The following is a 23,012-nucleotide window of genomic DNA, read 5'->3' as shown; positions in this document are numbered from 1 at the left end:
CCGTCACCACCCGTGCGCGTTGAACCACACACGCCGGCGGTCGGCCTCCTCGCGGGTCGGATCGCCACGCCACGTATCGTGCGCGAGCAGTCTGCCGGCATCGTCGAGGGGCACGAAACCCCAGCACACCGGACACAGCGCCCGGCCGCCGGGGAATCCGTCGGCCAAGGTCACGGCGGGTTCGGCGGGCGCACCCGCGCCGGCGCACTCGGGCGGGTCGGCCTGCGCCTCGGACCAGAGGAGGTGACCGCCGCGGCGATGGTGGAGCCCGCGGTGGCCCACTTCACGCGTACAGATCTCCCCGTTCCTCCGGCTCAGGCAGAGCCGGCGTGCGGCGCCCGGGAGCGCGGCCAGCGTTCGCGTCATCCTTCGATTCTCGACGCTGGGCACGGGTCTGGCGCAGCGGCGGCAGGTGCGGGATGCGCACGGGGCGATGGGGGCCGGTGGGGAAGGGGTCGGCGGTCATCGCTGACCACCACCGGTACGACGAGAGAACATGTCGACCTCCTGATGTCTCGACCATCCGTCGGCGAGCTCGGAATTCCGAGGGGGTTGACAGACCGGAACTCGGTGCTTCGTATACCCCACGGGGGTATCATCGACGTATGCACGGATACGTGGGCCACAAGGACGATCTGCTCAAGCGTCTGCGTCGCGCGGAGGGCCAGGTGCGCGGCATCGCGCGGATGGTCGACGACGATCAGTACTGCATCGACATCCTGACCCAGGTGTCCGCCGTGACGAAGGCGCTCGAGACCGTCGCCCTCTCGCTCCTCGACGATCACCTGTCCCACTGCGTGGCCGAGGCGGCGGCGCAGGGCGGTCCGGTCGCCGAAGAGAAGCTCAGAGAAGCCAACCAGGCGATCGCCCGCCTGGTCCGTTCGTGAAGGAGACCCCCATGCCCACGCAGCGCATCGAACTCGGACTGACCGCCTCGACGCCCTCCGGCGGAGGATGCGGCGACGGTTGCGGGTGCGGCCACACCACCGCGGCTGCCGCCCCCACCCCCTCGGCGAGCGAGGACCTCTACGACAGCGAACTCCGCGTCGAAGGCATGACGTGCGCTCACTGCGTCCGCGCCGTGACCGAAGAGCTGGACGCTCTCGACGGCGTCGAAGTCGCGAGCATCGAGCTGAACGTCGGGGGCGCATCCATCGTCCGCATCCGATCGAACGGCACCGCCGGCGACGACGAGCTGGCGGCGGCGATCGACGAAGCCGGTTACGCGCTCGTGCGCTGACCGCTCACGCGGAGCGACGCAGGACCGCGTCGACGGCGGCGTGGAAAGTCAGGTGCTGCGCGACCTCGACCGCGCGGTCGTAGCGCGTCCCGCCGAGCGCCACGAAGACCGAGCCGACGACCTCCACGTAACCGACGATGTACCCGTCGCGCGCGACCTCGTAGAGGTCAATGTCGATGCGCGTCCAGGGGATCTCGATCGGAGCCACGGGTGCCGACGGGGCCGCCGTAGCGGCAACGACGCGACCCGGGCGGCTGAGCGGTGCTTCCATGACCATGTGTGACTCCTTCGGTCGTCCGGGTGTGTTCTCACCCTGCGCCCCGAAGTTCTGATCCGCTCCGGCCTTGACGAAACTCCTACGTGCGGCTAACTACCCTCACAGTGCCGCCCGCGCCGGACGACCACGGCGGGGACGCTCGTCCGAGATCGCGAGTCCGGTCGCCCCGGCCGCGAGCACCTCCACCTCATCGAGCCAGCGCAGTTCGGCCTCGAGACGAGCGCGCCGGGCCGCGGCGACGATCGCGGCCCCGGTGGCATCCGTTCCGTCGCTCGGAGCCGCCTCTTCCGCGAGGGCAGCCCGCACACCGGCGCGCTGCGCGGCCAGGATGCCGGGGACATCGACGTGCGGGAGGGTGACCGCCAGCGCGATGCGCAGGGCCACCTCGTCGCGTCCGTCGGCAACGGTCGCCGCTCTCAGCCACGCGCGCGCTTCCGCGCGCCCCGCCGGCGTGACGCTCCAGAGGACCCGCCCGTCGTCGTCGACTCCGCGGTTGTCGACGAGGCCGTCGCGTTCGAGCCGCTCGAGCGTCGTGTAGACCTGCCCGACGTTCACCGCCGCCCCGGTCCGACGGGTGTACTCGGCGCGAAGCTGGGAGCCGTAGCAGGCGCCCTGATCGAGGATCGCGAGCAGGCTCTGACGCACCGACATGGACTCTCCGAACACGCTCGAGAAATGACTTTCCGAGTATATGGTTCGATGCCGAATCAACGCGGAATGGCGCGGTGCGGCGCGGCGTAGCATGTGGTCTGACCACATAGCACAGCTTGATCGGAGGCTCCTCGTGGAGTGGCTCGACCCCCTCGCTCTCGCCCGCTGGCAGTTCGGGTTGACGACCCTGTACCACTTCCTCTTCGTACCTCTGACGCTGGGGATGTCGCTCGTCGTCGCGATCTTCCAGACCGTCTGGTACCGCACCGGAGACGTGAAGTGGCTGCACCTCACCCGGTTCTTCGGGAAGATCTTCCTCATCAACTTCGCCATGGGCGTCGTCACCGGCATCGTTCAGGAGTTCCAGTTCGGCATGAACTGGTCGGCCTACTCCCGCTTCGTGGGCGATGTCTTCGGCGCCCCGCTCGCCTTCGAGGGGCTCCTCGCCTTCTTCCTCGAAGCCACCTTCATCGGCCTGTGGATCTTCGGCTGGGACAAGCTCCCTCGCCTCGCGCACCTCGCGAGCATCTGGATGGCGACCCTCGGGGCCACGTTCTCGGCCTACTTCATCATCGCCGCCAACGCGTTCATGCAGAACCCGGTCGGCTACCAGATGGCCGCCGACGGCCACCGCGCCGAACTCGTCGACTTCTGGGCGATGCTCACCAACCCCGTGGCGCTCGCGGCCTTCCCGCACACGATCTTCTCGGGCTGGATGTTCGCGGCGATGATCGTGGCCTCGATCTCCGCCTGGCACCTCGCTCGCGGTCGCAACGTCGAGATGATGCGCACGACCCTCCGATTCGGGCTGTGGTCGGCGATCGTGTCCTTCGTGCTCGTGGCTGTCGCCGGTGACCAGCTCAGCCTGGTGATGGTCGCGACCCAGCCGATGAAGATGGCCGCGGCCGAGGCGACGTTCAACACCGTCTGCGGACAGGATGCCTCGTTCTCGATCTTCACGCTCGGCACCCCCGACGGCACGAGCGAGCTGTTCTCGATCCGCGTGCCCTTCCTTCTCAGCATCCTGTCGACGCACTCCCTCGACGGCTGCGTCGAAGGCATCAACGACCTGAACACGCTGTACAGCCAGCAGATGTTCCCGCAGTTCGCCGACCAGGTCGACGGCAACTTCGCGCCCGTGCTGTGGGTCACCTACTGGGCCTTCCGCTGGATGATCGCGCTCGGCGGCCTGACCGCCCTCATCAGCGCGGTCGGTCTGTGGGTCACGCGCAAGAAGGCGACCCGCCCCGTGAAGCAGTGGATGTGGCGCGTGGCGATCTGGGCCGCTCCCCTGCCGATGATCGCGAGCCTCGTCGGCTGGGTCTTCACCGAGATGGGCCGCCAGCCGTGGATCGTCTTCGGCCTGATGCTCACGCAGGACGGCGTCTCGCCCAGCGTCCCGGGATGGAGCGTGCTCGTCTCGCTCATCGCCTTCACCCTCACCTATGCGAGCCTCGCGGTGGTCGAATTCGGACTCATCAAGAAGTACGCGCAGAAGGGACCGGACCCACTGCCGGATCCGAACGCGCCGCGGGAGCCCGACACCGTCGAGAACACCCCGACCACCGTCTACTGAGTCGGCTCAAGGAGAACATCATGGATCTCGCCTACCTCTGGTTCTGGATCGTCGGATTCCTCTTCATCGGCTACTTCGTGCTCGACGGGTTCGACTTCGGCGTCGGGATGTCACTGCCGTTCCTCGGCAAGGACGACATCGCGCGCCGCCAGATCATCAACACCATCGGACCCGTCTGGGACCTCAACGAGACGTGGGTCATCGTCGCGGGAGCGGCGCTGTTCGCCTCGTTCCCCGAGTGGTACGCCACCCTGTTCAGCGGCTTCTACCTGCCGCTCCTGCTGATCCTGCTGGCGCTCATCGCCCGCGGCGTGTCGTTCGAGTACCGCCACCAGCGGGACTCGGCGAGATGGAAGCGCGGCTTCGACCGGATGATCGTCATCGGTTCCGCCGTCCCCGCGTTCCTGTGGGGTGTGGCGTTCGCGAACATCGTGCAGGGCGTGCCGCTGGATGCCGATCACGAGTACGTGGGCACCCTGTTCACGCTGCTCAACCCTTACGGCATCCTGGGTGGCCTGGTGACCCTGCTGCTCTTCTTCACCCACGGCGTGTACTTCGTGGCGCTGAAGACGGACGGGCAGGTGCGGACGGATGCGCGGAAGCTCGCCCGGACCTCGGGCCTCGCGACCATCGTGGCCGCAGCCCTCTTCCTGGTCTGGACGATCGTCCAGGCGGCGAACAATCAGGCGCCGCTCCTGCTGGGGGTCGTCGCGTTCTCCGGCATCGCCGCGCTGGCCCTGATCGGCTCGTGGGTGGCCAACCTCCGCGACCGCGAGGGCACCGCCTTCACGCTCGGCGCGATCACGATCGTCACGGCGGTGGCGGCACTGTTCTTCGCGCTCTTCCCGAACGTGATGCCCTCGACGCTCGAGGCGGGCTCGGGCCTGACGATCGAGAACGCGTCCAGCACCGACTACACGCTGACGATCATGAGCTGGGCGGCGCTGATCTTCCTGCCGCTGGTGCTCGCGTACCAGGGGTGGACGTACTGGGTGTTCCGCAAGCGCGTCACGCGCGCCCGCATCGAGAAGGCCGCCCTCGTCGCGCACTGACGCCGGTCGCCCCGCTCCCTCGGGGAGCGGGGCGAACCGTCTGGAAGGATCGTTGTCGTGAGTGACGTGGGAGCAGAGAAGATGCGTCCCGTGGACCCGCGGCTCGTGCGCTACGCCACGGCCGCCCGCGGGTTCCTCGTCATCACCGCCGCGATCGTGCTGGCGCAGACCGGCGTGATCGTCGGTTTCGCGTGGGCGTTGACCTCGGCGCTCGTCGGCGCGATCGGCGGGCGACCACCGGCGGACCTGTGGGGATACGTGGGGGTGGCGGCATCCCTGGTCCTCCTGCGCGGGCTGCTGATCGTCGCGTCGGAGCGCGTGTCGGCGCGCGGAGCGGCGGTCGCCTCGCTGCAGCTGCGTGAGAAGCTCGTCGCCGCGGTGGCCCGGCTCGGCCCCCGGTGGCTGGCCGGGCGCAACACCGCGTCGCTCGCGACCACCGCGGGGCACGGCCTCGAGGCGCTCGACGCCTACTTCGGGCGTTATCTTCCGCAGCTCGTCGCGACCGCGATCACGATGCCGATCCTCATCGGGGCGATCGCCCTGGCCGATCCGCTCTCGGGCCTCATCGTGGTCCTCACGATCCCGCTCATCCCGATCTTCATGGTGCTGATCGGACTGGCGACCCGTGCCGTGCAGCAGAAGCAGTACCGCACGCTCGGGAGGCTCGCCGCACGCTTCGCCGACACGGTCGAGGGCCTCGGCACGCTCAAGGCGTTCGGGCGTCAGCACCGTGCCGCCGACACGATCGAGACCGTCACGCGCGACTACAAGCGCGAGACGATGACGGTGCTGCGCGTGTCGTTCCTCTCGGGCTTCGCCCTCGAGTTCTTGGCATCCATCTCCGTCGCGATCATCGCCGTGACGATCGGCTTTCGGCTCCTCGCGGGCGACCTCTCGCTGCTGGTCGGCCTGTTCGTGCTGCTGCTCGCGCCCGAGGCCTACCTTCCGCTGCGCCAGGTCGGCGTGCAGTTCCACGCGGCGTCGGAGGGGGTCGCGGCCACGGGCGAGATCTTCGACGCCCTCGATGCCGCCCGGAAGACCCCCGCCCCGGATGCCGAGACCTCGGCGACCGGGTCGACGGTGGCGCTGCGCGAGGTGCGTGTGCACCGCGGAGTGCACCGGATGCCGACGGTGTCGCTGTCGGTGGGACCGGGCGAGATCGTGCTCGTGACCGGCCCGAGCGGAGTCGGGAAGTCGTCGCTGATCGCCGCGCTGCTCGGGTACGCCGAGCATGACGGCGAGGTGCGCGTGGGTGGCGAGGCCGTCTCCCACGCGCGCGCCGTGGTCGCGTGGGCGGGACAGCGGCCCGGACTCGTGTCGGGCACGGTCGGCGAGAACGTCGCGCTCGGGTCGACCCTCGATGCCGTCGCCGTAGCGCGAGCGCTGGCCGACGCGGCCGCCGACATCGATCCGGCGACGCCGCTCGGCGCGGGCGGATCGGGCCTCTCCGGTGGGCAGGCGCAGCGGGTCGCCGTGGCCCGAGCGCTGTATCGCTCACGCATCGCCGGTGCGCCGGTGCTCGTGCTCGACGAGCCCTCGAGCGCCCTGGATGCCACGACCGAAGCGCACCTGTGGACGACCCTGCGCCGTGAGGCCGACGCCGGTCGCGGGGTGCTGCTCGTGTCGCACCGCCCGTCCGCGCGGTGGATCGCGGATCGCGTGGTCGAGCTGCGTCCCGCTGCCCCCGAGCCCGCACGCGAGGTCGGGCTCCACCCGACTTACCCCGAGCCCGCGCGCGAGGCCCTCGAGCCCGCGCGCGAGGCCCTCGAGCCCGCACGCGAGGTCCCTGAGCCTGTCGAAGGGACCGGAGGCTTCGACGAGCTCAGCCACCTCCGCCCCGCCCCCGACATCGCCCCGACCCTCGAGCCCGCGCGCGAGGTCCTCGAGCCCGCACGCCAGGTCCCTGAGCCCGTCGAAGGGACCGAAGGCTTCGACGAGCTCAGCCACCTCCGCCCCGCCCCCGGCCACCAGGAGGGACGCGAGTGAACACCCGGGTACGCGGCATCCTGCGCTCGGCGATGCCCTCGCGTCGTCGGTTCGCGCCCGCGGTGCTGTCGGGCTTCGGCACCGCGCTGAGCGCGGTGGCGCTGCTCGCGGCGAGCGCGTGGCTCATCGCGCGGGCGGCCGAGCAGCCGCTCGTGATGTACCTGTCGGCCGCCGTCGTCGGGGTGCGCGCGTTCGCGCTGTCGCGCGGGGTGTTCCGCTACCTCGAGCGGCTGACGAGCCATGACGCCGCGCTGCACCAGCTGGCGGGCGTGCGCGCCGGTCTCGTGCGCGAGCTGGTGCCCCTGGCGCCGGACGGGCTCGGGCGCGCACACCGCGGAGGACTCCTCTCGAGCGTCGTCGACGACGTCGAGGAGCTGCAGAACCTTCCGCTTCGGGTCGGCCTGCCCCTGTCGGCCGCCGCCCTGACCTCTCTCGCCGCGGTCGTCTTCACGGCGTTCATCTCGTGGCCGGCCGCACTCGTGCTGCTCGCCTGCCTCGTCGTGGCCTTCGGGGTCGCCGTGGCCGTCGGGTGGGCGGCGGGCTCCCGCGCGGAGCGCTCGGTGGCGCCGCTTCGCACCGCCGTCGCCGATGCGGTGCACGACCTCCTGACCAACCTCGACGTGCTGACCGCCTACGGGGCTCTGGATGCCGCGCGCGAGCGCGTCCGCTCCGCCGACGCCGCTCTGCGCGGGGCGCTGGTCCGCCGAGGCGTGGCGCAGGGGCTCACCTCCGGCACGGTCTCGGTGCTCGCCGGTGCCGCGTCGCTTCTGGCCCTGGCCGTCGCGGCTCCGGGCGTCGCCGGCGAAACCCTCTCGGGGCCGGGGCTCGCGGTCGTCGTGCTACTGCCGATGGCCGTGTTCGAGGTGTTCGGGCCGGTTCCCCTCGCCCTCGCCTCCTGGAGGCAGGTGCGGGCGGCAGCCGAGCGGATCGCCGAGCAGGTGCCCGAGACGGTCCCCGAGGGCCTGCCGCAGACCGAACCCGCGGCCGCCGGCACCGGCCCCGCGCTCGGCGAGGGTCTCGTGCTCCGTGGGCTGGCGGCGCACTGGCCCGCCCGCAGCGACTCCGACGGCGACGCCGGGCGGCTCGACGACGTCGACCTGCGGGTGGGTCCCGGCGAGCGCGTCCTCGTGACCGGGCCGAGCGGCGCGGGCAAGACGACGCTCGCCCACGTACTCGTGCGCTTCCTCGACTACGCGGGATCGTACACCGTGGGCGGCATCGAGGCGCGCGAGCTCTCCGGCGACGACCTGCGCCGGACGGTCGGGCTGATCGAGCAGGCGCCGTTCCTGTTCGACGAGTCGGTGCGCCAGAACCTGCTCTTCGCCCGCGACACGGCGAGCGACGCCGACCTGTGGGCGGTGCTCGCCCGGGTCGGGCTCGACGACTGGGTCCGCGAGCGCGGCGGCCTCGACTCCCGGGTCGGCGACCGCGGGGTTCTCGTCTCGGGCGGACAGGCGCAGCGCCTGGCTCTGGCGCGGGCGCTCCTGCGCGGGTTCCCGGTGCTCGTGCTCGACGAGCCGACCGCGGGCGTGGACCCCGCGGCATCCGAGGCCCTGCTGAACGACCTGCTGGGTGCGGTCGATCGCGACCGGGCCGTGGTGCTCGTGTCGCACGTCGAGGTGCCTGCCGGGTTGGTGGACCGCGAGGTGCGGCTGGAGGACGGGCGGGTCGTCTCCGGCTGACCCGTCCGCCCGGGCGCTGATCACGTCCCGTCACCGCGCCGTAGGCCCAGCCGGCGGGCTGAGTGTCCAGAACACCCGGAGAGAATCTTGCGAGGCCCGGGTGTTCTGGACACTCAGTTGGAGTCCCGTGCGTCACGGACTCGGCGTCCGGGAGTTGTGGGCACTCACCAGCGGGAGCGGCCCCGTCTCGCTCGTCAGCCGACGAGCTTGCGCTGCCACACGCCGAACCGGTTGCCGGCCGGATCGGCGAGGTGGGCGAAGAGGATCGTCCCGTTGTCAACGAGCGGCCGCACCGCCTCGGCGCCCTGCTCGATCGCCGACTGCAGCGTCGCGCGGATGTCCGCGACCTCGACGTAGAACACCGCCCACGCTTCACCGCCGATCTGCGACGTGTCCCAGAGCCCGCCGGCGTTCTCGTTCACGGCGGCGTAGCCGCCGGGATTGGCGGCCGCGAACCGCCAGCCGAACAGCTGCCCGTAGAAGGAGCGAGCGGCCTGCGGGTCGGGAGTGCCGATCTCGAAGTAGTTCACGGTGTTCGTGTCGCTCATGGGTGTGACCTCTCTCGTCTCGGGCGGCTCGTCCGCCCTCTGCATCGAGAGTGCGACCTGCCACAGTGAGAGGGTCAAGCGATCGGCACGTTGACCTCGGTAACCCACTTCGCGGGGTCGCTCTCTCGCCCGGGCCCCACGACGTAGACATTGAAGAGGGCACCCGCTCGCGCGAACCCGTGTTCGGCGATCCAGGTGCCGAGGATCTCGGTCGCGCGCCCGATGGTGTCGAAGTCTCCCCTGTGGGTGGTCCAGGCGACGCGCTGCGCGGGGAGTTCAGCGATGTCGAACCCGTCCTGCGGCGAAAACGGCCCGCTGTAGTCGCGCCAGATCGCCATCTCGACGTCGTCGTCGCGGAACTCCTCGTCGAAGTAGGTGGCGCCGACCAGCTCGCCGAAGCGCGCCGGGTCAGCGCCGTCCGGGCGGGCGATCAGGTCGCGAAGGTCGGCCCAGAGCTCACCCTCCGCCGGATAGCAGGCCACCGTGCGCCGCAGCCGAAGCGTCCGCACGGCGGGGAAGACCCGCTCACCGACCACGGCCGGCGACGTGTCGAGCGCGTCGGCCAACGACAGCGTCAGACGCTGCTGCGCTCGAAGCTCGGCGGCCGCGGTCTCGAGCGAGGCCGCGTGCTGAGCGAGGCGCGCCCGCAGCACGTGGGGGGTGGCGAAGAGCGGGAGGAGCTCCGCGATGAGCGAGATGCCGCAACCGGCGTCGCGCAGGGTGCGGATGCGGCCCGCCACGCGCAGCTGATCGGGCGTGTACCGCCGGTACGACGTGAACGCGTCGACCGACGCGGGCGTGAGGAGCCCGCGCTCGTCGTAGTGGCGCAGCATCCGCACACTGATACCGACGTATCGCGAGAACTCGCCGATGCTCAGCAGGCGCGCACCCGCTGCTCGGGTGACGGTCGATTCGCTCATAGGCCGATTGTCGCCCACGGGTCCGACATCGCCACTGCGAGCCGTGGCCACGGCGGGCGCGCTCCCACCGGCGGGCGCTCCGCGCGATATCGGCGAGGCGCGAGCGTCAGGATGCCGCGACGAACCGCACCCGATCGGGCGCCACGCTCACCCGCACGGCGTCTCCCGCACCGAGCCCCGCGGCCTCACCCGGCGCCACCTCGGCAGCCCCGCGGTCGGTGACGACGCGCACGCCCGACGGCGTCGGCTCGAGGTGCGACACGATCGCGGGGAATCCTTCTCCCAGCCGCAGGTCGGACGCGCGGACCGGGACCCGCCGGAGCCGTCACGTCAAGAGCAAGAGCAGCGACACGCCACTGCCCACGACGCCGCCCACGACCCCGGCGATCCACGCCGCGGGGCGCGGGCGCCCCCCGGGCCGAAGAACCACCATGAGCAGACTCGCCGTCAGTGCACCGCCGCACACCCACAGCCACGTCGCCACGAGAGGCGGAGCCGTGCCGGCCAGGGCGATCGTGCTGTAGCCGGTGAAGGCGATCCCGATCAGACGGAGAACGACCCGGTGCTGCACGAGCGTGATCACCGTCGCCGCGGCGCCGGCGAGATGCAGCGCGAACGGCAGCAGATTCTGCGCCCCCACGGATGCGACGATCACGGGCATCAGCCCGAGCACCGCACCCAAACGCGTGCACGCCAGTGCGACGGCCGTGGATGCGAGCGCGTCTCGTCGCCGGTGCGAACTCACGTCGCCGCTCACGGGTACGGCAGGGGGTCTGAAAGCAGATCGTCGCCGACAGGTTCGGCGCGAAATCCGGCTTCGACCGGCACGGTCTGATAACGCGGATGCCCGAGGGCCGGAGTCTGCGGCGGGTACGGTTGCGCGAGCTCGGGAATATAGCTCTTCCAGATGCGCGTCTGCATGAGGTCGCGGTGGCTGAAGTCGAACATGATCGGGTCGATCCCCCGCTTCTGCAACGACGAATGCAGACGAGCGACGGGATCGGGGTCGGCCCGATCGACGATGTCGTACAGCTCGCTCAGGCGCACCTCCCCGCCGCCGCGGAAGTACCAATCGGTGCGGCGCGCGTTCTCGGGGTAGCCATAGAACGTGATGGCCTGCACGAAGCGGAGGAATTCGTGCGGCTCTGCATCCGGGTGGATGCCGAAGAGCCGCTCGAACGAGGCCCGGAACTGCCAGTTGTCGGTCTGCTGGCAAATGCGCAGAGTGCGCTCCGACTGCGAGTACTCCCCCAGGGCGGAACGCATCGCGGCATCCGGAGTCGGTCCGATCCCCCCGCCTGCGTTGTAGGTCATCTCGGGCAGCCACTCGTCGAACTGCACGGCGGTGATGACCGGGAACTCGGGGAAGTCAAGGTTCTGAAGGAAGAATCTCGGGGCTCCGACCCCCTCGTGGAGGCGATCGACCGCGCGTTGGAGGCGGCGGTCACGTAAAGGCACGTCGAGCACGATCTCGTCGAGCGGCACCCGGGCATGCCAGCGAAGATTGACCGCGTCACGTTCGATAAGTTCGTCGAGAGCGTGGAAGACGGCCTTGTCGGTCGAGACGTGGCAGGCGAGTCCGCCGCTGGGGGCGAGACCGATGAGCGGCTCCTCGGGCTGCCGATAGTACGTGAACAGCACGAGCTGCGCGGGCACCCACACCTCGTCGCCGGCGTACAGGCGCCGGCCGGGGATCCACCCGAGGTGGTCGTCGTCGCCCCACCGGTCGAAGAGGAAGTGCGGGTCGGCGTACTGCGCGTCGGAGAAGAGCGGGATATCGTCCGCTCCCAGACACACGCGCCCCTGTCGCTGCATCTCGCGGCGGCTGCCGTAGGCGAGGCGGTCGGCCCACTGCAGGAACGCGAACGACCCGAGCACGCGTTCGACACCCTCGCCCATCGCGGACACATAGGCGTTCGGCAGATCCAGGCCCTTGCCGCCGCCGTAGACCTGCGAGCTGTAGCCCGAGTTCAATCCCGCCACCCCGAGCACACGGCTCACGATGTGGTCGAAGTCGAAGTACTGCCCGTGCGCGGTGTGCAGATGCGCGCCGGATGCCGCGCGAAAGTACGTCGTAAGCAGTCGGATGAAGCCGTCGGGCGAGTGCAGCGACTCGATCTCCGCGAGCGACCTCTCCTCTTCGCGCGTCAACGTGGTCGCCACCACAGGGCGGCGACGGTTCCAGTGCGTCTCTTCGAGGCGTACGGGTGTCATGAACTACGTCCTTCCCAATCGAACGTGAGCGTCGTCACGATGACGACGACAACGGTGGAGAGCGTCAGGGCGAAGAGCCGCGAGGCGTCGACCTCGCCATAGCCGCTATAGGTGAAGACCAGCAGATCGTTGGCGATGGCGAGAGGGTTCCACTGCACGATGGCCTGCAGCCAATCGGGGAACGACTGCCGGGGCAGGGCCGCTCCACTCGAGAAGAACATGACGAAGAACACGGCGGCGGACACCACCTGCACACTGCGCATCGGCAGACGGAGGCCGCCGAGGAGCACCCCCCACGCGACCGTCACGACGAGCACCCCGAGGGCCGATGCCAGGAACGCCGGCCAATTCGCCGTCGAAGACAACCCGTAGAGCACGAGGGTGACCACGATGAGACCGAGGAGCGAGACGGTCACCGTGACAGCGGCTGTGATGAACTGCGCCCCGAAGAACACGGCGGGATGGAGAGGAGAGAGACGGTACCGTTTCAGCGCCCCGCGCGAGCGGTTCTCAGCGACATGGATGGACAGCCCCATGATGCCGACGTTGGCCGCGGTGACGGCAACCATCGACGCCATGTAGGTGTCGATGAAGCGAATGCCCGGCGCCACCTCGTCGGTTGCTCCGATGGAGCCGACGAACAGCAGCAGGATCAGGGGAAAGGCGATCGAGAAGAACATCGCTGTCGGCTCGCGCAGGAACAGGCGCAGTTCCACTCCGACGAGAGCCCGGAGCGAGCGGACGAGAGACGTCATGCGGGTGTTCCTTCGTCGTGCGCGACACCGCCGAGGAATGCGATGTCGCTGAGATCGGTGCGTCGCAGGGTGGCGCGTGCCCGCTGGGCGGGCGTCAACGCCTCGTATGCCGCGCGCAGATCGTCGACCGGCCCGTAGGTGCGCGTGCTGCGGCCGTCGCGCACCGCCGACGCCGTCTGTGAGGACGACGCCGCGTCGATACCCGTGAGGCACCATTCGTGCGGGAGTGCCGCGAGCAGCTCCGCCGGGGTGCCGTCGGCGATGGTGCGCCCGCGCGACATCACGACGACGCGGTGCGCGATCTCGGCGGCGACGTGCATGTCGTGGGTGGTCACCAGCATCCCGACTCCCGTCGACGCCCGGTCGACGAGCAGGCGGATGATCTCACCCTGGCCCTCGGGGTCGAGCCCGGCGGACGGCTCGTCGAGGATCACGAGGCGCGGGTCGTGGATGAACGCGAGAGCGAGGGCCGTCCGACGCTTCTGCCCGCCGCTCAACGTCTCGAACGGCCGGCGCGAGAACTCCTCGAGTCCCAGCCGCGCGATCAGGTCACCGTCAGCGCCGACGACGCCGTAGATCGCTGCGTACAGAATCACGGCTTCGGCGACGCGGATGCGCCCCGGGAACCCCTCCTCCTGCAACTGCACCCCGAGCATCCTGGCGCGTTCGCGGCGCGACCCTCCGGCGTCGCCGAGCAGCTCGATCCGACCGGCATCGGGCGCGCGCAGCCCCTCGACGCACTCGATCAGCGTGGTCTTGCCCGACCCGTTCGGGCCGACGAGGCACACGATCTCTCCGGCGCGAACCTCGAGCGAAGCGTCGACGACGGCACGCACCGGCCCGTACGCCTTACCCAGACCGCGCACGGACAACAACGGAATGTCGCTCGTCATTCGTTCCCTCTCATCGCGATACCGCCTCGGCGGCGGCCCCCAGTGCCGCCAACGCCTCGTTCTCGTCGAGCGCCGCCAGTCCGGGCGCGCAGCCCGCCCCGGGAGCGCCCGAACCCGCGCGAACGTCATGGCCGCGGGCATACAGCTCGCGCACCGCTTCGCGCGAGCGCTCGAGCCCCGCGGCGACCTCGCGTTCACCGGCCCGATCGAGCAGAGGAATGCCGAGGTGCAAGGCCGCCTCACGCCCGCCCATCCGCAGAGCGCCGGGCGCACGCAGCGACAGCAGACGCTCGTGATAGGGCAGAGCACGAGCCGCCGCGCTCAGCTGCGGCGACCACACGAGCGCGCGCAGACCCGCCTGCCGTTCGGCGACGGTCAGGAGCGGGACGACCGGCAAGCCGAGGGCGGAGACTCGATCGATCGCCCTGACGACGTCATCCTGACTCGCCCGAGCGACGACACGCAGGACGTCGGCCGTGGACTCCGGCGGGACACCGGCATGTTCCCCCGTCACCAGAACCGCAAGGAGGGCGGGCAGCGACTCCCAGGTCGCCTCGACGGACGGGTTCGAGGCGGCAAACCGCACCGCCCCCGGAGATGGTCGCAGCGCCAACGCCAACCCCCGATCGCGGGCGAGGCCGGCGATCCGATCGAGCTGATCGCCGACCGAAGCGCCGAGGCACACCCAGCGCAGACCCAGTCGCGCAAGGCCATCGAAGACGACACCGTCGCACTGAGGCGCCGGCCACCACCCCTGCGGTCCGCGTGGCTCCGTCTCGATCCACTCTCCGCCCCACTCGGTCGCGCCGAGGTGCGGGTCGTCGCCGGTCATGCCGACGCGCTCGTCGTACTCCCTCGCGAACAGCCACCAGGCGAGAGAGACCCCCAGTCGGCGAGTCACCACGACACCGGCCGCGCGCTCGGCGGCGATGGTGCTCTGCACGACATCTCGCAGCGAACTGTGCCGCGGCGAACGGAGGTATCCCTCCCCCGTGGCGTGGAAATCAACCGACATGATGCGCCGTCCGTCGGCGCCGAAGCCGGCGGAAGACCAGCGCCTGGAACATCAGATGCGTCGCGATCGCCGGGACGACGGAGCCGCAGACGACCGTCTGGACGCCGAGGAAGATCCCGCCCACCGTCTTGGACACCACCGACGGGGCGCCGAACGAGATGTGGTGCAAACCGAACAGGACGGCGGACAGTGCGACGGCGGCGAGCACCCCCCACGCGCTGGCGAGGCTGACGAGCAGCATCCCCCGGAAGATCAGTTCCTCCGTCACCGCCGAGGCGACCGCCAACGACCACCACAGGACCGGGCGTCGAACGACGTCGGCGACCCCGTCGACAACGGAACCGACGCGGCCGCCCGGGCGATGCGCCGCCTGCGCGCGCACGGACGCCGACGAGACGGCCAGTTCGACGACATACCACGTCACGGCTGCCGGGATCGCAATCGCCGACGCGAGCACCACCGTCGGCCCCACGTCGATGCGGAGCGCGGCGAGCGGGTCGAGCGCGCCCGTCACCGCCAGAGCAAAGGTGGCGACGAGCAGTACCGCCACGTACACGACAGCGCCGTGCTCCTCGACCACCGTTCGAAGCCACCACGCCCCGCCGCGGGCGACGAGATCGAGCACGGCCATCACGATGCCGAACACGGCGAGAACACCGACGGCCGCGCCGATCGCCTCGAGGGGACCGGTCATCGGGGACGGCGCCCGGGAGCGGTGCCGATGGGAATGAGTAAGTGCGCGAACCGGTCCTTGCCGTCCAACCGCAGCAATCGGTTGAGCGGATCGTCGGCGAACGCGGCGAGGGCGTTGACGCTCACGCCGAGTGCCGTGGCGGCGAGGTAGACGTGAGCCGTGACGATCCCGGCATCCAGCCCCATGTAGCGATACCCGCGAGTGCCGTACTTCCACGCCACGCGGGGGAAGTCTCCGGTCAGGGCGATCACCGCCTGTGCGAAGAGCAGGAAGTCCGACTCGATCGCCGCGTCGCGGAGCGGAAGACGGAAGTCGCCGAGTTCTTCGATCACCAATTCGTGCCCGAGCGGATCGTAGGAGTACCTGCCGGGTTCGAGACCCTCGACGTCGTTCACGATCACCTGGCAGTCGTAAGACTGCAGGCCGCCCGCCGATGCCCCGACGCGCTTGGGGATGTCGCGGCGTTGGTATCCGAGTTCGAAGCCTCTCGAACCGAACGACTGGCTCAGGATGCCGGCGAGATCCGTTAGTGGCAGAGGGTCACTGCCGTACATCGGCGTCGATCGGCGCTCGGCGACGAGCTCGGCGAAAGGCTGCAGCATGTCGGGCAGATCCCCCGGGAGGCTCACGCGGCGTTCGCCGGGCCGACCGACGGCGAGATCCGGAGCGCGCATGGTCGCGAGGCGCGAGACCGGTGGCCCGTCCTTGCTCGCTTCGGCACGCAGCGACCGATGGATAAGGTGGGCGACAAGAACGTCGTCGTCGCTGATCAACGGCACGCCTTCGCGCACGAGGTCCAGAGCGGCCGCCGCCCACGAGGGGTGACACAGCCCATCGGCCGCCGCGCGGTCGAGAAGGACGGTGAGGTCGTCGATCAGCGCGGGCACGGTGTTCGGCCGATCGAGCGCGGTCGCGTGTTCGGCGGTCATCGGGCGCCCTCCCCGTGATCAGCGTCTGTCACGGCGTCTTCTGGCGTGCGACCGGCGTCCGTGCCGGGCGGTCGCGGCGCGGCCTCCGCGGAGACGGCGACAAGAGCAGTCGTGAACCGCTCGATCCCGTCTTGGTCGAAGACCGTGTCGACCTCGATGTCGGCGAAGTCCGTTGCCACGGTCGGGGCGCCACCCGCTCGAGCGAGGGTCTGCATGAGGACGGTGAGCAGCAATCCCGATTGTTGAAGGGCCACGCGGTAGCCACGCGGACCCTGCAGAATCTCGACCCGCCACGGCACCGTCGTCACCGACACGATCGCGGACGCCGCGTCGAAGGCCGCGCGCTTGTCGACCGGAGTGGCGCTCACGAGGCGTCGCTGGAGCTTCGGCCCGACGAGACGCATACGCACGAGGTGAGATGACGACGCGGGCAGCAACCACGTCGCGCCGCGCCACAGCAGGACCACATCGGAGCCGTACAACAGTCCGGATTCCGCGCCGAGACGTGCCACGGCTGCGAGCGCCGTGCCGAGCGGCGAGGGGACGTCGGTGAGGGCGAGTTGCACGCCCGAGACGTTCTCCTCGATGGTCGAGTAGGTGCGACCGGAGGCGAGGAACCACGCCCGCAACTGCTGCGCCTCGTTGTCGCTCGGTGCGGCGTCGAGGTCTGAGAGGCGCCACCGGGCGTTGGCCTGATACATCTCGGAAACAGAGCCGTCGACGTCGTGCAGGCGGTGCTGATAAAGGTCGCGCGGTGTGGGCGCGAGGAGTTGGAGATGGGGCCCGGAGAGCACCGTCTGTTCGACGCCGTGCTCGTAACCGGGTTCGACCGTCTCGAAGACGATGCGATTGTTCTTCTGGTGATCGCTGAGAGTGGCCATGTCGTCAGAGGAAGGTGTGCTGCAGCTCGGGCCGAGTCGTGGCGCACGCGGGGCATCGTGGAATGGTGAGGACGCGGTGACTCATGACCTCCATCCGGCTCGTCTCGACACGAAGGACGCGTTGATCGAGGAAGCCGGTCGAGGACGGATCGCGTCGCGCAAGAGCAAGCCGCACCCACGCGGCCGCGAGCGCGATGACGGCGGCGTCGCCACCCGGGCCGGAAACGCCGCGGCTCAAACTGTCCTTGTAGACCAGGTACTCGTCGCGAAGATGCCGGGCCCCCTCGTCCTGAAGGTCGTGGCACAGATAGCACGCGGTCTCGCCGGGTACGACCATGGGACCGATCACCGCCTCCGGGCCGTCGGTGTGGACGTAGACCGCAGGGATGCCGAACTCGAGCGAGACCGTATTGGCCCTGAGGAAGCGCACCGGGTCGAGCACATCCGAAACGATCGCGAGGACGATATCCCCCGCTTCCACTCCCTCGTCGGCGATCAGTTCGTGCACGTCGTCGAGTTCGTCGAGCGAGCGGACGTCGAGACGCGAATCGCCTCGCGCGAGGTCCGTCAGAGCATCGGCGAGGAGTCCTCGTCCGTGAAGGGCCACGATCGTCGTGCCCGCGGGCCCCCCGCACGGGGTCAGCACCCCGGCCTCGGTGAGCTGTTCCGCGATCTCCTCGATGTCGGCCCCGTCCACTCCCCAGCCCTCGGCGAGTGCGGCCGCTGTGACGGGGGCGGTCGCCGCTTGCACGATGCGCGCGAGCAGACGCCGACGAGCGGGATCACGCACGATCTTCGAGAACGCGGCACGACTGCCCTCCCGGACGAAGACCTCATCGTCACCGTGGGGAAGGACGTACAAGCCCGTCCGCAGGCGGTAGGTCGTTGCGTCGGACACGCCGTGCGCATTCGAGGGAGACGGGGCGGTAGCGGTCAAAGCGGGATTCCTTCCGTTGTCATCTGATGCCCTTCGGGAAACAGGCGGGATCGACCTGGAACCACGGTCGAACCCGCCCGTCGCCCGGTCAGAAGATGCTGAAGTTGATGGAGCAGCAGCACCAGCACCAGCAGCACCAGCCGCCCGGTGCGACCGATGCCTCTTCGGCGAAGAACTTGTCCTCCACTCGATCGAGCACGTTGAGCATCCGAAACTCCTGTCTTTCCTCGTGGTCTCCGTCGTGGGCGACTACCCACGACAGCACTCAAACATGCCCCTTTCGAGGCAACCAGGGCCGATGGCATGCATATTGACGACAGTCATCGCCACTCCGAGATACGGACGCGGCCCCGACAGCACGCGCAGTCAGGAAGATCGTTCGCCGCGACCCGGCGCCACGCGTGGACGAAGCTTTGCGACGACAGGTGGCCCCAGGACCGGGAGAAGTGCGCTGTGATCGCCGCCTCACCGACCTCGGTCAGGGCGAAGATCTTGCGCGCCGCACCCGGACCCCGCGACTCGTAACGCACGCATCTCACGAGTCCGAGCCGGTCGAGCCGACGCATCATCCGGTGGAGGGTCTGCGCGTCGGGCTGCATGGCGCCGCGCGACATCTCGCGCACGCTCTCCTGCACGTCACCGACCCACTGCGGCCGGCTGCTCAGGGCGAGCATTGCGAACACCGCCAAGCTGGCTTTGACATGCCCGTCCGCCCACGTCTTGCACGCGTACTCGACGAGACGGTGCTCCTCAGAGGTCAGCATCCGCAAACCCGTTGCGCGCAACCGAGGCGAACGCGTGGACGAGGAGCCCCACGCTCCACAGGCCGATCATCCACCCGAGCCCACCCCCGCGCGCACCCGCCCAGTCCGCCACGAAGGCATGCAGAGAGGTGGAGCCCGCGACGATCACATAACTCACGACATGGAAGACGAAGAAGGCGTAGGGCGCACGCGTCAGCGGCTTCCGCAGGATGACAGCCGCGACGGCGATCGTCACCGCCGCGAGCGCCAGCACGATCAGCGCCACGAGATCGATGCCCCTCGCCCCGGCGGCCACGAGATGGAACCCCGCCATCACCACGCTGAGGACAAGGCCGTAGATCAGGAAAGCGCGCACGGGTGGACTTGCCGTAGCCATCACTATGCCCCCTCACAGCGTTGGTACGCCGTCATCCGTCGAACAGGGACAGCCAACCAGGAAGGCATGTATGCATGCCATCTGACGGTGTGTTTTACATGCGGCGGGTGAGTGCCGCCGCATGCGCGGGTCACCCCCGCCACGACCGGCGTCGAGCCCCGGGGTAAGGGTCCTGCCGTCGATCGCCGCCCCGACAGGGCGCACAGAGTCAGGATGCCGCGACGAACCGCACCCGATCGGGCGCCACGCTCACCCGCACGGCGTCTCCCGCACCGAGCCCCGCGGCCTCACCCGGCGCCACCTCGGCAGCCCCGCGGTCGGTGACGACGCGCACGCCCGACGGCGTCGGCTCGAGGTGCGACACGATCGCGGGGAATCCTTCTCCCAGCCGCAGGTCGGACGCGCGGAAGACGGCAGCCAGCGCGACCCCGTCGCTCCCGACGAGAGCGCGAGAGGCGGCATCCGTCGACTCCAGGCGCATTCCGGCCCCCTCCCAACCGCCCGCGCGCGCCACACCGACGAGCCGCTCGAGCCCCGCGATCTTCGCGGCGACCTCGGTCGCCGGGGCGGACAGCACCTCGCGCACTGCCCCTTCCTGGGTCACCCTTCCTCGCTCGACGATCACGAGCCGGTCGGCCAGCGCGGCCGCGTCGACCGCATCGTGCGTGACGGCGACGGACGTGACCCCGGCGAGGCACTCGCGAAGCGTCGCGCGGACCTCCGCCGCCGTCACCGCGTCGAGCGCGACGAGGGGCTCGTCGAGCAGCACCACGCGCGGCTCCGCGGCGAGCGCCCGCGCGACGGCCACTCGCTGCTGTTCCCCGCCCGACAACTGCGCGGGCCGGCGGTCCCCCGCACCGGGGAGTCCCACTCGTGCAAGCCATTCATCGGCCGACGAACGGGCGAGGGATGCCGGGACCCCGGCCGCCCGCGGACCGAAGGCGACGTTCTCGCGCGCCGTCAGGTGCGGGAAGAGGCGCGCGTCTTGCCCGAGCAGGACGATCCCGCGGTGCATCGGAGCGGTGCGCACGCGCGGAGCGCGGTCGAGGACACGTCCGTCGAGCACGATCTCTCCCCCGTCGAGCGGAACGAGTCCGGCGAGCGCGCCGAGGAGCGTCGACTTTCCGGCTCCGCTGCGGCCCATGACCGCGACGGTGTCGCCGGGGGCGACGTCGAGGGCGATGTCGACGGAGAAGTCGCGACGGCGGACCACGACGTGCGCGTGGAGGGCGGCGGCATCCGGAATCGGGGCGACCGCCTGATCGCCAGGTTTCCGCCCGCTCATCGCCCCACCCCCGGGCGCCACCCGCGCACGAGCAGCAGCACCGCGACCGCCGTCACGAGCAGCAGGAGCGACAGGGCGACGGCAGTTCCCTGCGAGACGCCGGCGCCGTTGAACGCGGTGTAGATCGCGAGCGGCATGGTCTGCGTGACGCCGGGACGGTTGCCGGCGAACAGCGCGGTCGCCCCGAACTCGCCGATCGCCCGAGCGAAGCACAGCACGACGCCGGCGACGATCCCCGGCGCGGCGAGGGGCAGCGTCACGCGCCGCAGGATGGTCGCGCGCGACGCGCCGAGCGAGGCGGCCGCGCGCTCGAACTCGACCCCCGTGCTGCGCAACGCTCCCTCGACCGCGAGCACGAGGAAGGGGAGCGCGACGAACACCTGCGCGAGCACGACCGCGGGGGTGGTGAACGGCAGCCCGAGCGCGCCGAACCAGCCGTTCCGGCCGAAGAGGTAGAGGAGCGCGACACCGCCGACCATGGGCGGTAGGACGAGCGGCACGGTCACCAGCGCCCGCAGCAGAGCGGCGGTCCGCGCGGGACTCCGCGCGATCACGAGGGCCAGCGGGATTCCGACGACCGTACACACCAGGGTGGCGACGGCCCCCGTGGCCAGCGACAGGACGAGCGCCGAGAGGGCGGCATCCGACGTCACGTCGCTGATCAGCGTGTCCCACTCGACCCGGGCGACCAGCGCGGTCAGCGGCACGAGCAGGAAGAGCAGCCCGATGGCCGCCGGCACGATCAGCCAGCGCGGGACGTACCCCGCCGCCCTCACGGCGCCTGGAACCCCGCGTCGGCGAGGATACGCTTTCCGTCGTCCGACAGCACGAAGGCGACGAATGCGGCTGCCGCCTCGGGATTCGGCGCGTCGGCCAGCGCCGCGATCGGGTACCGATTGACCACCGCGTCGGCTCCGTCGGGCACGATCGTCTCGACGTCGTCGCGACCGACGACGTCGGTGGCGTAGACGAGTCCGGCGTCGGCCTCGCCCGCGGCGACCTTCGACAACACGGCCGTGACGTTCTGCTCCGCGCTCGCGGGGCTCACGGTCACCCCGGCGTTCGAGAGGAGCGTCTGGGATGCCGCCCCGCACGGGACCTCGGGGGCGCACAGCACCGTCGTCACACGGGGAAGGTCTTCGAGCCCCTCGACGCCCCCGGGGTTGCCCGCCGGCACCGCGATCACGAGGGTGTTGGCCGCGAAGATGCGCGGGTCGGGGGCCTGCGCGGCCACTTTCGACATGTTCTTCTCATCGGCAGAGGCGAACACGTCGGCGGGGGCACCCTCGCCGATCTGCGTCGCGAGCGTGCTCGACCCGTCGTAGACGGGAGCCACCGTGACGCCCGGGTGCGCGGCCTCGAACGCCGTCGCGATCTCGTCGAAGGAGCGCTGCAGAGACGCCGCGGCGTAGACCTCGAGCGTCACGCCCAGCTGATCCGCGGATGCCGCGGGCTGAGACGACGGGCCGGCGCACGCGGCGAGCAGAGCGGCGGTGGCGAGGACACCGGCGAGACGCAGGGGGCGGCGCATGGGAGTTCCTTTACCGGCGCCAGGCGCCTCGACATGGATCCGCATTTGCGGATATTCAGGTCGAATATATCCGCTCTCCGCCCGCTCGGGCCGCTGAGGCCCGATCCCTCGTGGCGCGACCGCGGTCACCAGCGGGCCAAACTCCTGAGAAACCATCCGGAAGGGGTACACACCACGCCCCACAGCGCGGCGCGACGGCGAAACTCAGGAGTTTCGCTCCCGTCGAGGCCGAGCCGATCAGCCGCGCGGCGCCTCCACCGTCACGACCGTCGCCTTCACCGACGCCACCGCGAGCGAGCCCGGCTCGAGCGCGAGCTCGTCGGCCGCTTCCGCCGACATGAGCGACACCACCCGGTGGGGACCGCACTGCAAATCGACCTGAGCCATCACCCCGTCGATCCGCACGCGCGTGACGACCCCGACGAAACGATTGCGTGCGCTCGACGCGATCCCGGTGGGGTCGACGGGCTCGTCGGCGAGGGCGACGGCGCGCTCCGCGAGCGCCGCTCCCGGGATCTCGACCGGTGACGCCCCCGTGGTCGGGAGCACGCCCTGGTCGATCCAGCGCCGCACCGTGTCGTCGCTGACCCCGAGCAGGCGCGCGGCCGTGGCGATGCGGAAGCTGTTCGGCATACGACGACGGTACCGCGGGCCGCGAACGCCGATCGCCCCCGCGGGAGGAGATTCCTGCGGGGGAGGACGCCCAGCCGCGGCGGATTCACGCGGTCAGTGCAACACCGTTGTCTGGTGGGGTTGAGAGTAGCCGTTCGAGGGCTTCGGTGGGTGTGGCCCAGTCGAGTGTCATG

At 70.3% G+C, this 23,012-nt stretch carries 27 protein-coding genes; 6 read left to right on the top strand and 21 right to left on the bottom strand.

Annotation, left to right across the window (positions count from 1 at the left end; genetic code table 11):
- Positions 1-3: 3 nt before the first annotated feature.
- A complete protein-coding gene (locus AB0O24_RS12105) occupies positions 4-366 on the bottom strand; it encodes a hypothetical protein (protein ID WP_275796022.1) in 363 nt (120 codons plus the stop codon).
- A 239-nt stretch (positions 367-605) separates the two neighbouring features.
- Between AB0O24_RS12105 and AB0O24_RS12100 the strand changes: the two genes are divergently transcribed.
- Entirely contained in the window at positions 606-887 is a 282-nt protein-coding gene (locus AB0O24_RS12100) for a metal-sensitive transcriptional regulator (RefSeq protein WP_275796024.1), read from the top strand.
- Between the two features lie 11 nt (positions 888-898).
- The gene (locus tag AB0O24_RS12095) at positions 899-1,240 is read left to right on the top strand and encodes a heavy-metal-associated domain-containing protein (protein ID WP_275796026.1); all 342 of its coding nucleotides are present in this window, start codon (positions 899-901) and stop codon (positions 1,238-1,240) included.
- A gap of 4 nt (positions 1,241-1,244) precedes the next feature.
- On the opposite strand, the gene AB0O24_RS12090 is transcribed toward AB0O24_RS12095, so the two are convergent.
- A complete protein-coding gene (locus AB0O24_RS12090; RefSeq protein WP_363375163.1) occupies positions 1,245-1,517 on the bottom strand; it encodes a hypothetical protein in 273 nt (90 codons plus the stop codon).
- A gap of 99 nt (positions 1,518-1,616) precedes the next feature.
- Positions 1,617-2,168, bottom strand: a complete 552-nt coding sequence (locus AB0O24_RS12085; RefSeq protein ID WP_363375160.1) for a helix-turn-helix transcriptional regulator — start codon at positions 2,166-2,168, stop codon at positions 1,617-1,619.
- Positions 2,169-2,301: 133 nt separating this feature from the next.
- On the opposite strand from AB0O24_RS12085, the gene AB0O24_RS12080 reads away from it, so the two are divergent.
- From AB0O24_RS12080 to cydC, 4 genes are all read left to right on the top strand, one after another.
- The gene (locus AB0O24_RS12080; protein ID WP_363375158.1) at positions 2,302-3,744 is read left to right on the top strand and encodes a cytochrome ubiquinol oxidase subunit I; all 1,443 of its coding nucleotides are present in this window, start codon (positions 2,302-2,304) and stop codon (positions 3,742-3,744) included.
- Between the two features lie 20 nt (positions 3,745-3,764).
- A complete protein-coding gene (gene cydB, locus AB0O24_RS12075; protein ID WP_363375155.1) occupies positions 3,765-4,796 on the top strand; it encodes a cytochrome d ubiquinol oxidase subunit II in 1,032 nt (343 codons plus the stop codon).
- Between the two features lie 81 nt (positions 4,797-4,877).
- Complete coding sequence (gene cydD, locus AB0O24_RS12070) at positions 4,878-6,782, top strand: thiol reductant ABC exporter subunit CydD (RefSeq protein ID WP_363375334.1); 1,905 nt, start codon at positions 4,878-4,880, stop codon at positions 6,780-6,782.
- Positions 6,779-8,464 (top strand): thiol reductant ABC exporter subunit CydC, encoded by a 1,686-nt coding sequence (gene cydC / locus AB0O24_RS12065; protein WP_363375152.1) that lies wholly within the window; start codon positions 6,779-6,781, stop codon positions 8,462-8,464. Before cydD ends, cydC begins: the two co-directional genes overlap by 4 nt.
- 194 nt (positions 8,465-8,658) lie before the next feature.
- Here the strand turns inward: cydC and AB0O24_RS12060 are convergent, their stop codons facing one another.
- From AB0O24_RS12060 to AB0O24_RS11975, 18 genes are all read right to left on the bottom strand, one after another.
- Positions 8,659-9,012, bottom strand: a complete 354-nt coding sequence (locus AB0O24_RS12060) for a VOC family protein (RefSeq protein WP_275797808.1) — start codon at positions 9,010-9,012, stop codon at positions 8,659-8,661.
- A gap of 74 nt (positions 9,013-9,086) precedes the next feature.
- On the bottom strand, positions 9,087-9,932 hold the full coding sequence (locus AB0O24_RS12055) for a MerR family transcriptional regulator (protein WP_275797810.1): 846 nt from the start codon (positions 9,930-9,932) through the stop codon (positions 9,087-9,089).
- 106 nt (positions 9,933-10,038) lie between these two features.
- Positions 10,039-10,194 carry a hypothetical protein gene (locus AB0O24_RS12050; RefSeq protein ID WP_193752605.1) on the bottom strand — a complete coding sequence of 52 codons (156 nt, stop codon included), beginning with the start codon at positions 10,192-10,194 and terminating at the stop codon, positions 10,039-10,041.
- 63 nt (positions 10,195-10,257) lie between these two features.
- Positions 10,258-10,689, bottom strand: coding sequence for a hypothetical protein (locus AB0O24_RS12045; RefSeq protein ID WP_363375149.1), 432 nt, complete (start codon positions 10,687-10,689; stop codon positions 10,258-10,260).
- Positions 10,686-12,146, bottom strand: a complete 1,461-nt coding sequence (locus tag AB0O24_RS12040) for a YcaO-like family protein (protein ID WP_275798796.1) — start codon at positions 12,144-12,146, stop codon at positions 10,686-10,688. Before AB0O24_RS12040 ends, AB0O24_RS12045 begins: the two co-directional genes overlap by 4 nt.
- On the bottom strand, positions 12,143-12,901 hold the full coding sequence (locus AB0O24_RS12035) for an ABC transporter permease (RefSeq protein ID WP_275798798.1): 759 nt from the start codon (positions 12,899-12,901) through the stop codon (positions 12,143-12,145). Before AB0O24_RS12035 ends, AB0O24_RS12040 begins: the two co-directional genes overlap by 4 nt.
- Complete coding sequence (locus tag AB0O24_RS12030) at positions 12,898-13,794, bottom strand: ABC transporter ATP-binding protein (RefSeq protein WP_275798801.1); 897 nt, start codon at positions 13,792-13,794, stop codon at positions 12,898-12,900. The genes AB0O24_RS12035 and AB0O24_RS12030 overlap by 4 nt, the downstream gene beginning before the upstream one ends.
- A gap of 10 nt (positions 13,795-13,804) precedes the next feature.
- Positions 13,805-14,809 carry a hypothetical protein gene (locus AB0O24_RS12025; RefSeq protein WP_275798802.1) on the bottom strand — a complete coding sequence of 335 codons (1,005 nt, stop codon included), beginning with the start codon at positions 14,807-14,809 and terminating at the stop codon, positions 13,805-13,807.
- Positions 14,799-15,503, bottom strand: a complete 705-nt coding sequence (locus AB0O24_RS12020; RefSeq protein WP_275798805.1) for a CPBP family intramembrane glutamic endopeptidase — start codon at positions 15,501-15,503, stop codon at positions 14,799-14,801. Before AB0O24_RS12020 ends, AB0O24_RS12025 begins: the two co-directional genes overlap by 11 nt.
- The gene (locus tag AB0O24_RS12015; protein WP_275798808.1) at positions 15,500-16,432 is read right to left on the bottom strand and encodes a SagB/ThcOx family dehydrogenase; all 933 of its coding nucleotides are present in this window, start codon (positions 16,430-16,432) and stop codon (positions 15,500-15,502) included. The genes AB0O24_RS12020 and AB0O24_RS12015 overlap by 4 nt, the downstream gene beginning before the upstream one ends.
- A complete protein-coding gene (locus AB0O24_RS12010) occupies positions 16,429-17,313 on the bottom strand; it encodes a hypothetical protein (protein WP_275798811.1) in 885 nt (294 codons plus the stop codon). The genes AB0O24_RS12015 and AB0O24_RS12010 overlap by 4 nt, the downstream gene beginning before the upstream one ends.
- 4 nt (positions 17,314-17,317) lie before the next feature.
- Positions 17,318-18,211 carry a TOMM precursor leader peptide-binding protein gene (locus AB0O24_RS12005; protein WP_275798814.1) on the bottom strand — a complete coding sequence of 298 codons (894 nt, stop codon included), beginning with the start codon at positions 18,209-18,211 and terminating at the stop codon, positions 17,318-17,320.
- A gap of 359 nt (positions 18,212-18,570) precedes the next feature.
- Positions 18,571-19,014 (bottom strand): PadR family transcriptional regulator, encoded by a 444-nt coding sequence (locus tag AB0O24_RS12000; protein WP_275798817.1) that lies wholly within the window; start codon positions 19,012-19,014, stop codon positions 18,571-18,573.
- Positions 19,001-19,390: a hypothetical protein gene (locus AB0O24_RS11995; RefSeq protein WP_275798820.1), complete on the bottom strand. Its 390-nt coding sequence runs from the start codon at positions 19,388-19,390 to the stop codon at positions 19,001-19,003. Before AB0O24_RS11995 ends, AB0O24_RS12000 begins: the two co-directional genes overlap by 14 nt.
- A gap of 208 nt (positions 19,391-19,598) precedes the next feature.
- Entirely contained in the window at positions 19,599-20,675 is a 1,077-nt protein-coding gene (locus tag AB0O24_RS11990) for an ABC transporter ATP-binding protein (RefSeq protein ID WP_363375143.1), read from the bottom strand.
- Positions 20,672-21,451: a molybdate ABC transporter permease subunit gene (gene modB, locus AB0O24_RS11985; RefSeq protein ID WP_363375140.1), complete on the bottom strand. Its 780-nt coding sequence runs from the start codon at positions 21,449-21,451 to the stop codon at positions 20,672-20,674. The genes AB0O24_RS11990 and modB overlap by 4 nt, the downstream gene beginning before the upstream one ends.
- Positions 21,448-22,206, bottom strand: coding sequence for a molybdate ABC transporter substrate-binding protein (modA, locus tag AB0O24_RS11980; RefSeq protein ID WP_363375138.1), 759 nt, complete (start codon positions 22,204-22,206; stop codon positions 21,448-21,450). Before modA ends, modB begins: the two co-directional genes overlap by 4 nt.
- Positions 22,207-22,443: 237 nt before the next feature.
- Positions 22,444-22,839: a TOBE domain-containing protein gene (locus tag AB0O24_RS11975; RefSeq protein WP_363375137.1), complete on the bottom strand. Its 396-nt coding sequence runs from the start codon at positions 22,837-22,839 to the stop codon at positions 22,444-22,446.
- Between the last annotated feature and the right edge of the window lie 173 nt (positions 22,840-23,012).

Origin of the sequence: Microbacterium sp. NPDC086615 (assembly GCF_040686055.1) — a bacterium.
In the GTDB taxonomy this organism is placed as follows: Bacteria; Actinomycetota; Actinomycetes; order Actinomycetales; family Microbacteriaceae; genus Microbacterium.
This window is presented reverse-complemented; position numbering and strand designations above follow the sequence as displayed.

Excerpts from the sequence above, each read along its gene's own strand:
- AB0O24_RS12105 (WP_275796022.1), bottom strand. The coding sequence starts at position 366 with ATGACGCGAACGCTGGCCGCGCTCCCGGGCGCCGCACGCCGGCTCTGC.
- AB0O24_RS12100 (WP_275796024.1), top strand. The coding sequence starts at position 606 with ATGCACGGATACGTGGGCCACAAGGACGATCTGCTCAAGCGTCTGCGT.
- AB0O24_RS12095 (WP_275796026.1), top strand. The coding sequence starts at position 899 with ATGCCCACGCAGCGCATCGAACTCGGACTGACCGCCTCGACGCCCTCC.
- AB0O24_RS12090 (WP_363375163.1), bottom strand. The coding sequence starts at position 1,517 with ATGGTCATGGAAGCACCGCTCAGCCGCCCGGGTCGCGTCGTTGCCGCT.
- AB0O24_RS12085 (WP_363375160.1), bottom strand. The coding sequence starts at position 2,168 with ATGTCGGTGCGTCAGAGCCTGCTCGCGATCCTCGATCAGGGCGCCTGC.
- cydB (WP_363375155.1), top strand. The coding sequence starts at position 3,765 with ATGGATCTCGCCTACCTCTGGTTCTGGATCGTCGGATTCCTCTTCATC.
- cydD (WP_363375334.1), top strand. The coding sequence starts at position 4,878 with ATGCGTCCCGTGGACCCGCGGCTCGTGCGCTACGCCACGGCCGCCCGC.
- AB0O24_RS12060 (WP_275797808.1), bottom strand. The coding sequence starts at position 9,012 with ATGAGCGACACGAACACCGTGAACTACTTCGAGATCGGCACTCCCGAC.
- AB0O24_RS12055 (WP_275797810.1), bottom strand. The coding sequence starts at position 9,932 with ATGAGCGAATCGACCGTCACCCGAGCAGCGGGTGCGCGCCTGCTGAGC.
- AB0O24_RS12040 (WP_275798796.1), bottom strand. The coding sequence starts at position 12,146 with ATGACACCCGTACGCCTCGAAGAGACGCACTGGAACCGTCGCCGCCCT.
- AB0O24_RS12035 (WP_275798798.1), bottom strand. The coding sequence starts at position 12,901 with ATGACGTCTCTCGTCCGCTCGCTCCGGGCTCTCGTCGGAGTGGAACTG.
- AB0O24_RS12030 (WP_275798801.1), bottom strand. The coding sequence starts at position 13,794 with ATGACGAGCGACATTCCGTTGTTGTCCGTGCGCGGTCTGGGTAAGGCG.
- AB0O24_RS12025 (WP_275798802.1), bottom strand. The coding sequence starts at position 14,809 with ATGTCGGTTGATTTCCACGCCACGGGGGAGGGATACCTCCGTTCGCCG.
- AB0O24_RS12020 (WP_275798805.1), bottom strand. The coding sequence starts at position 15,503 with ATGACCGGTCCCCTCGAGGCGATCGGCGCGGCCGTCGGTGTTCTCGCC.
- AB0O24_RS12015 (WP_275798808.1), bottom strand. The coding sequence starts at position 16,432 with ATGACCGCCGAACACGCGACCGCGCTCGATCGGCCGAACACCGTGCCC.
- AB0O24_RS12010 (WP_275798811.1), bottom strand. The coding sequence starts at position 17,313 with ATGGCCACTCTCAGCGATCACCAGAAGAACAATCGCATCGTCTTCGAG.
- AB0O24_RS12000 (WP_275798817.1), bottom strand. The coding sequence starts at position 19,014 with ATGCTGACCTCTGAGGAGCACCGTCTCGTCGAGTACGCGTGCAAGACG.
- AB0O24_RS11995 (WP_275798820.1), bottom strand. The coding sequence starts at position 19,390 with ATGGCTACGGCAAGTCCACCCGTGCGCGCTTTCCTGATCTACGGCCTT.
- AB0O24_RS11990 (WP_363375143.1), bottom strand. The coding sequence starts at position 20,675 with ATGAGCGGGCGGAAACCTGGCGATCAGGCGGTCGCCCCGATTCCGGAT.
- modA (WP_363375138.1), bottom strand. The coding sequence starts at position 22,206 with ATGCGCCGCCCCCTGCGTCTCGCCGGTGTCCTCGCCACCGCCGCTCTG.
- AB0O24_RS11975 (WP_363375137.1), bottom strand. The coding sequence starts at position 22,839 with ATGCCGAACAGCTTCCGCATCGCCACGGCCGCGCGCCTGCTCGGGGTC.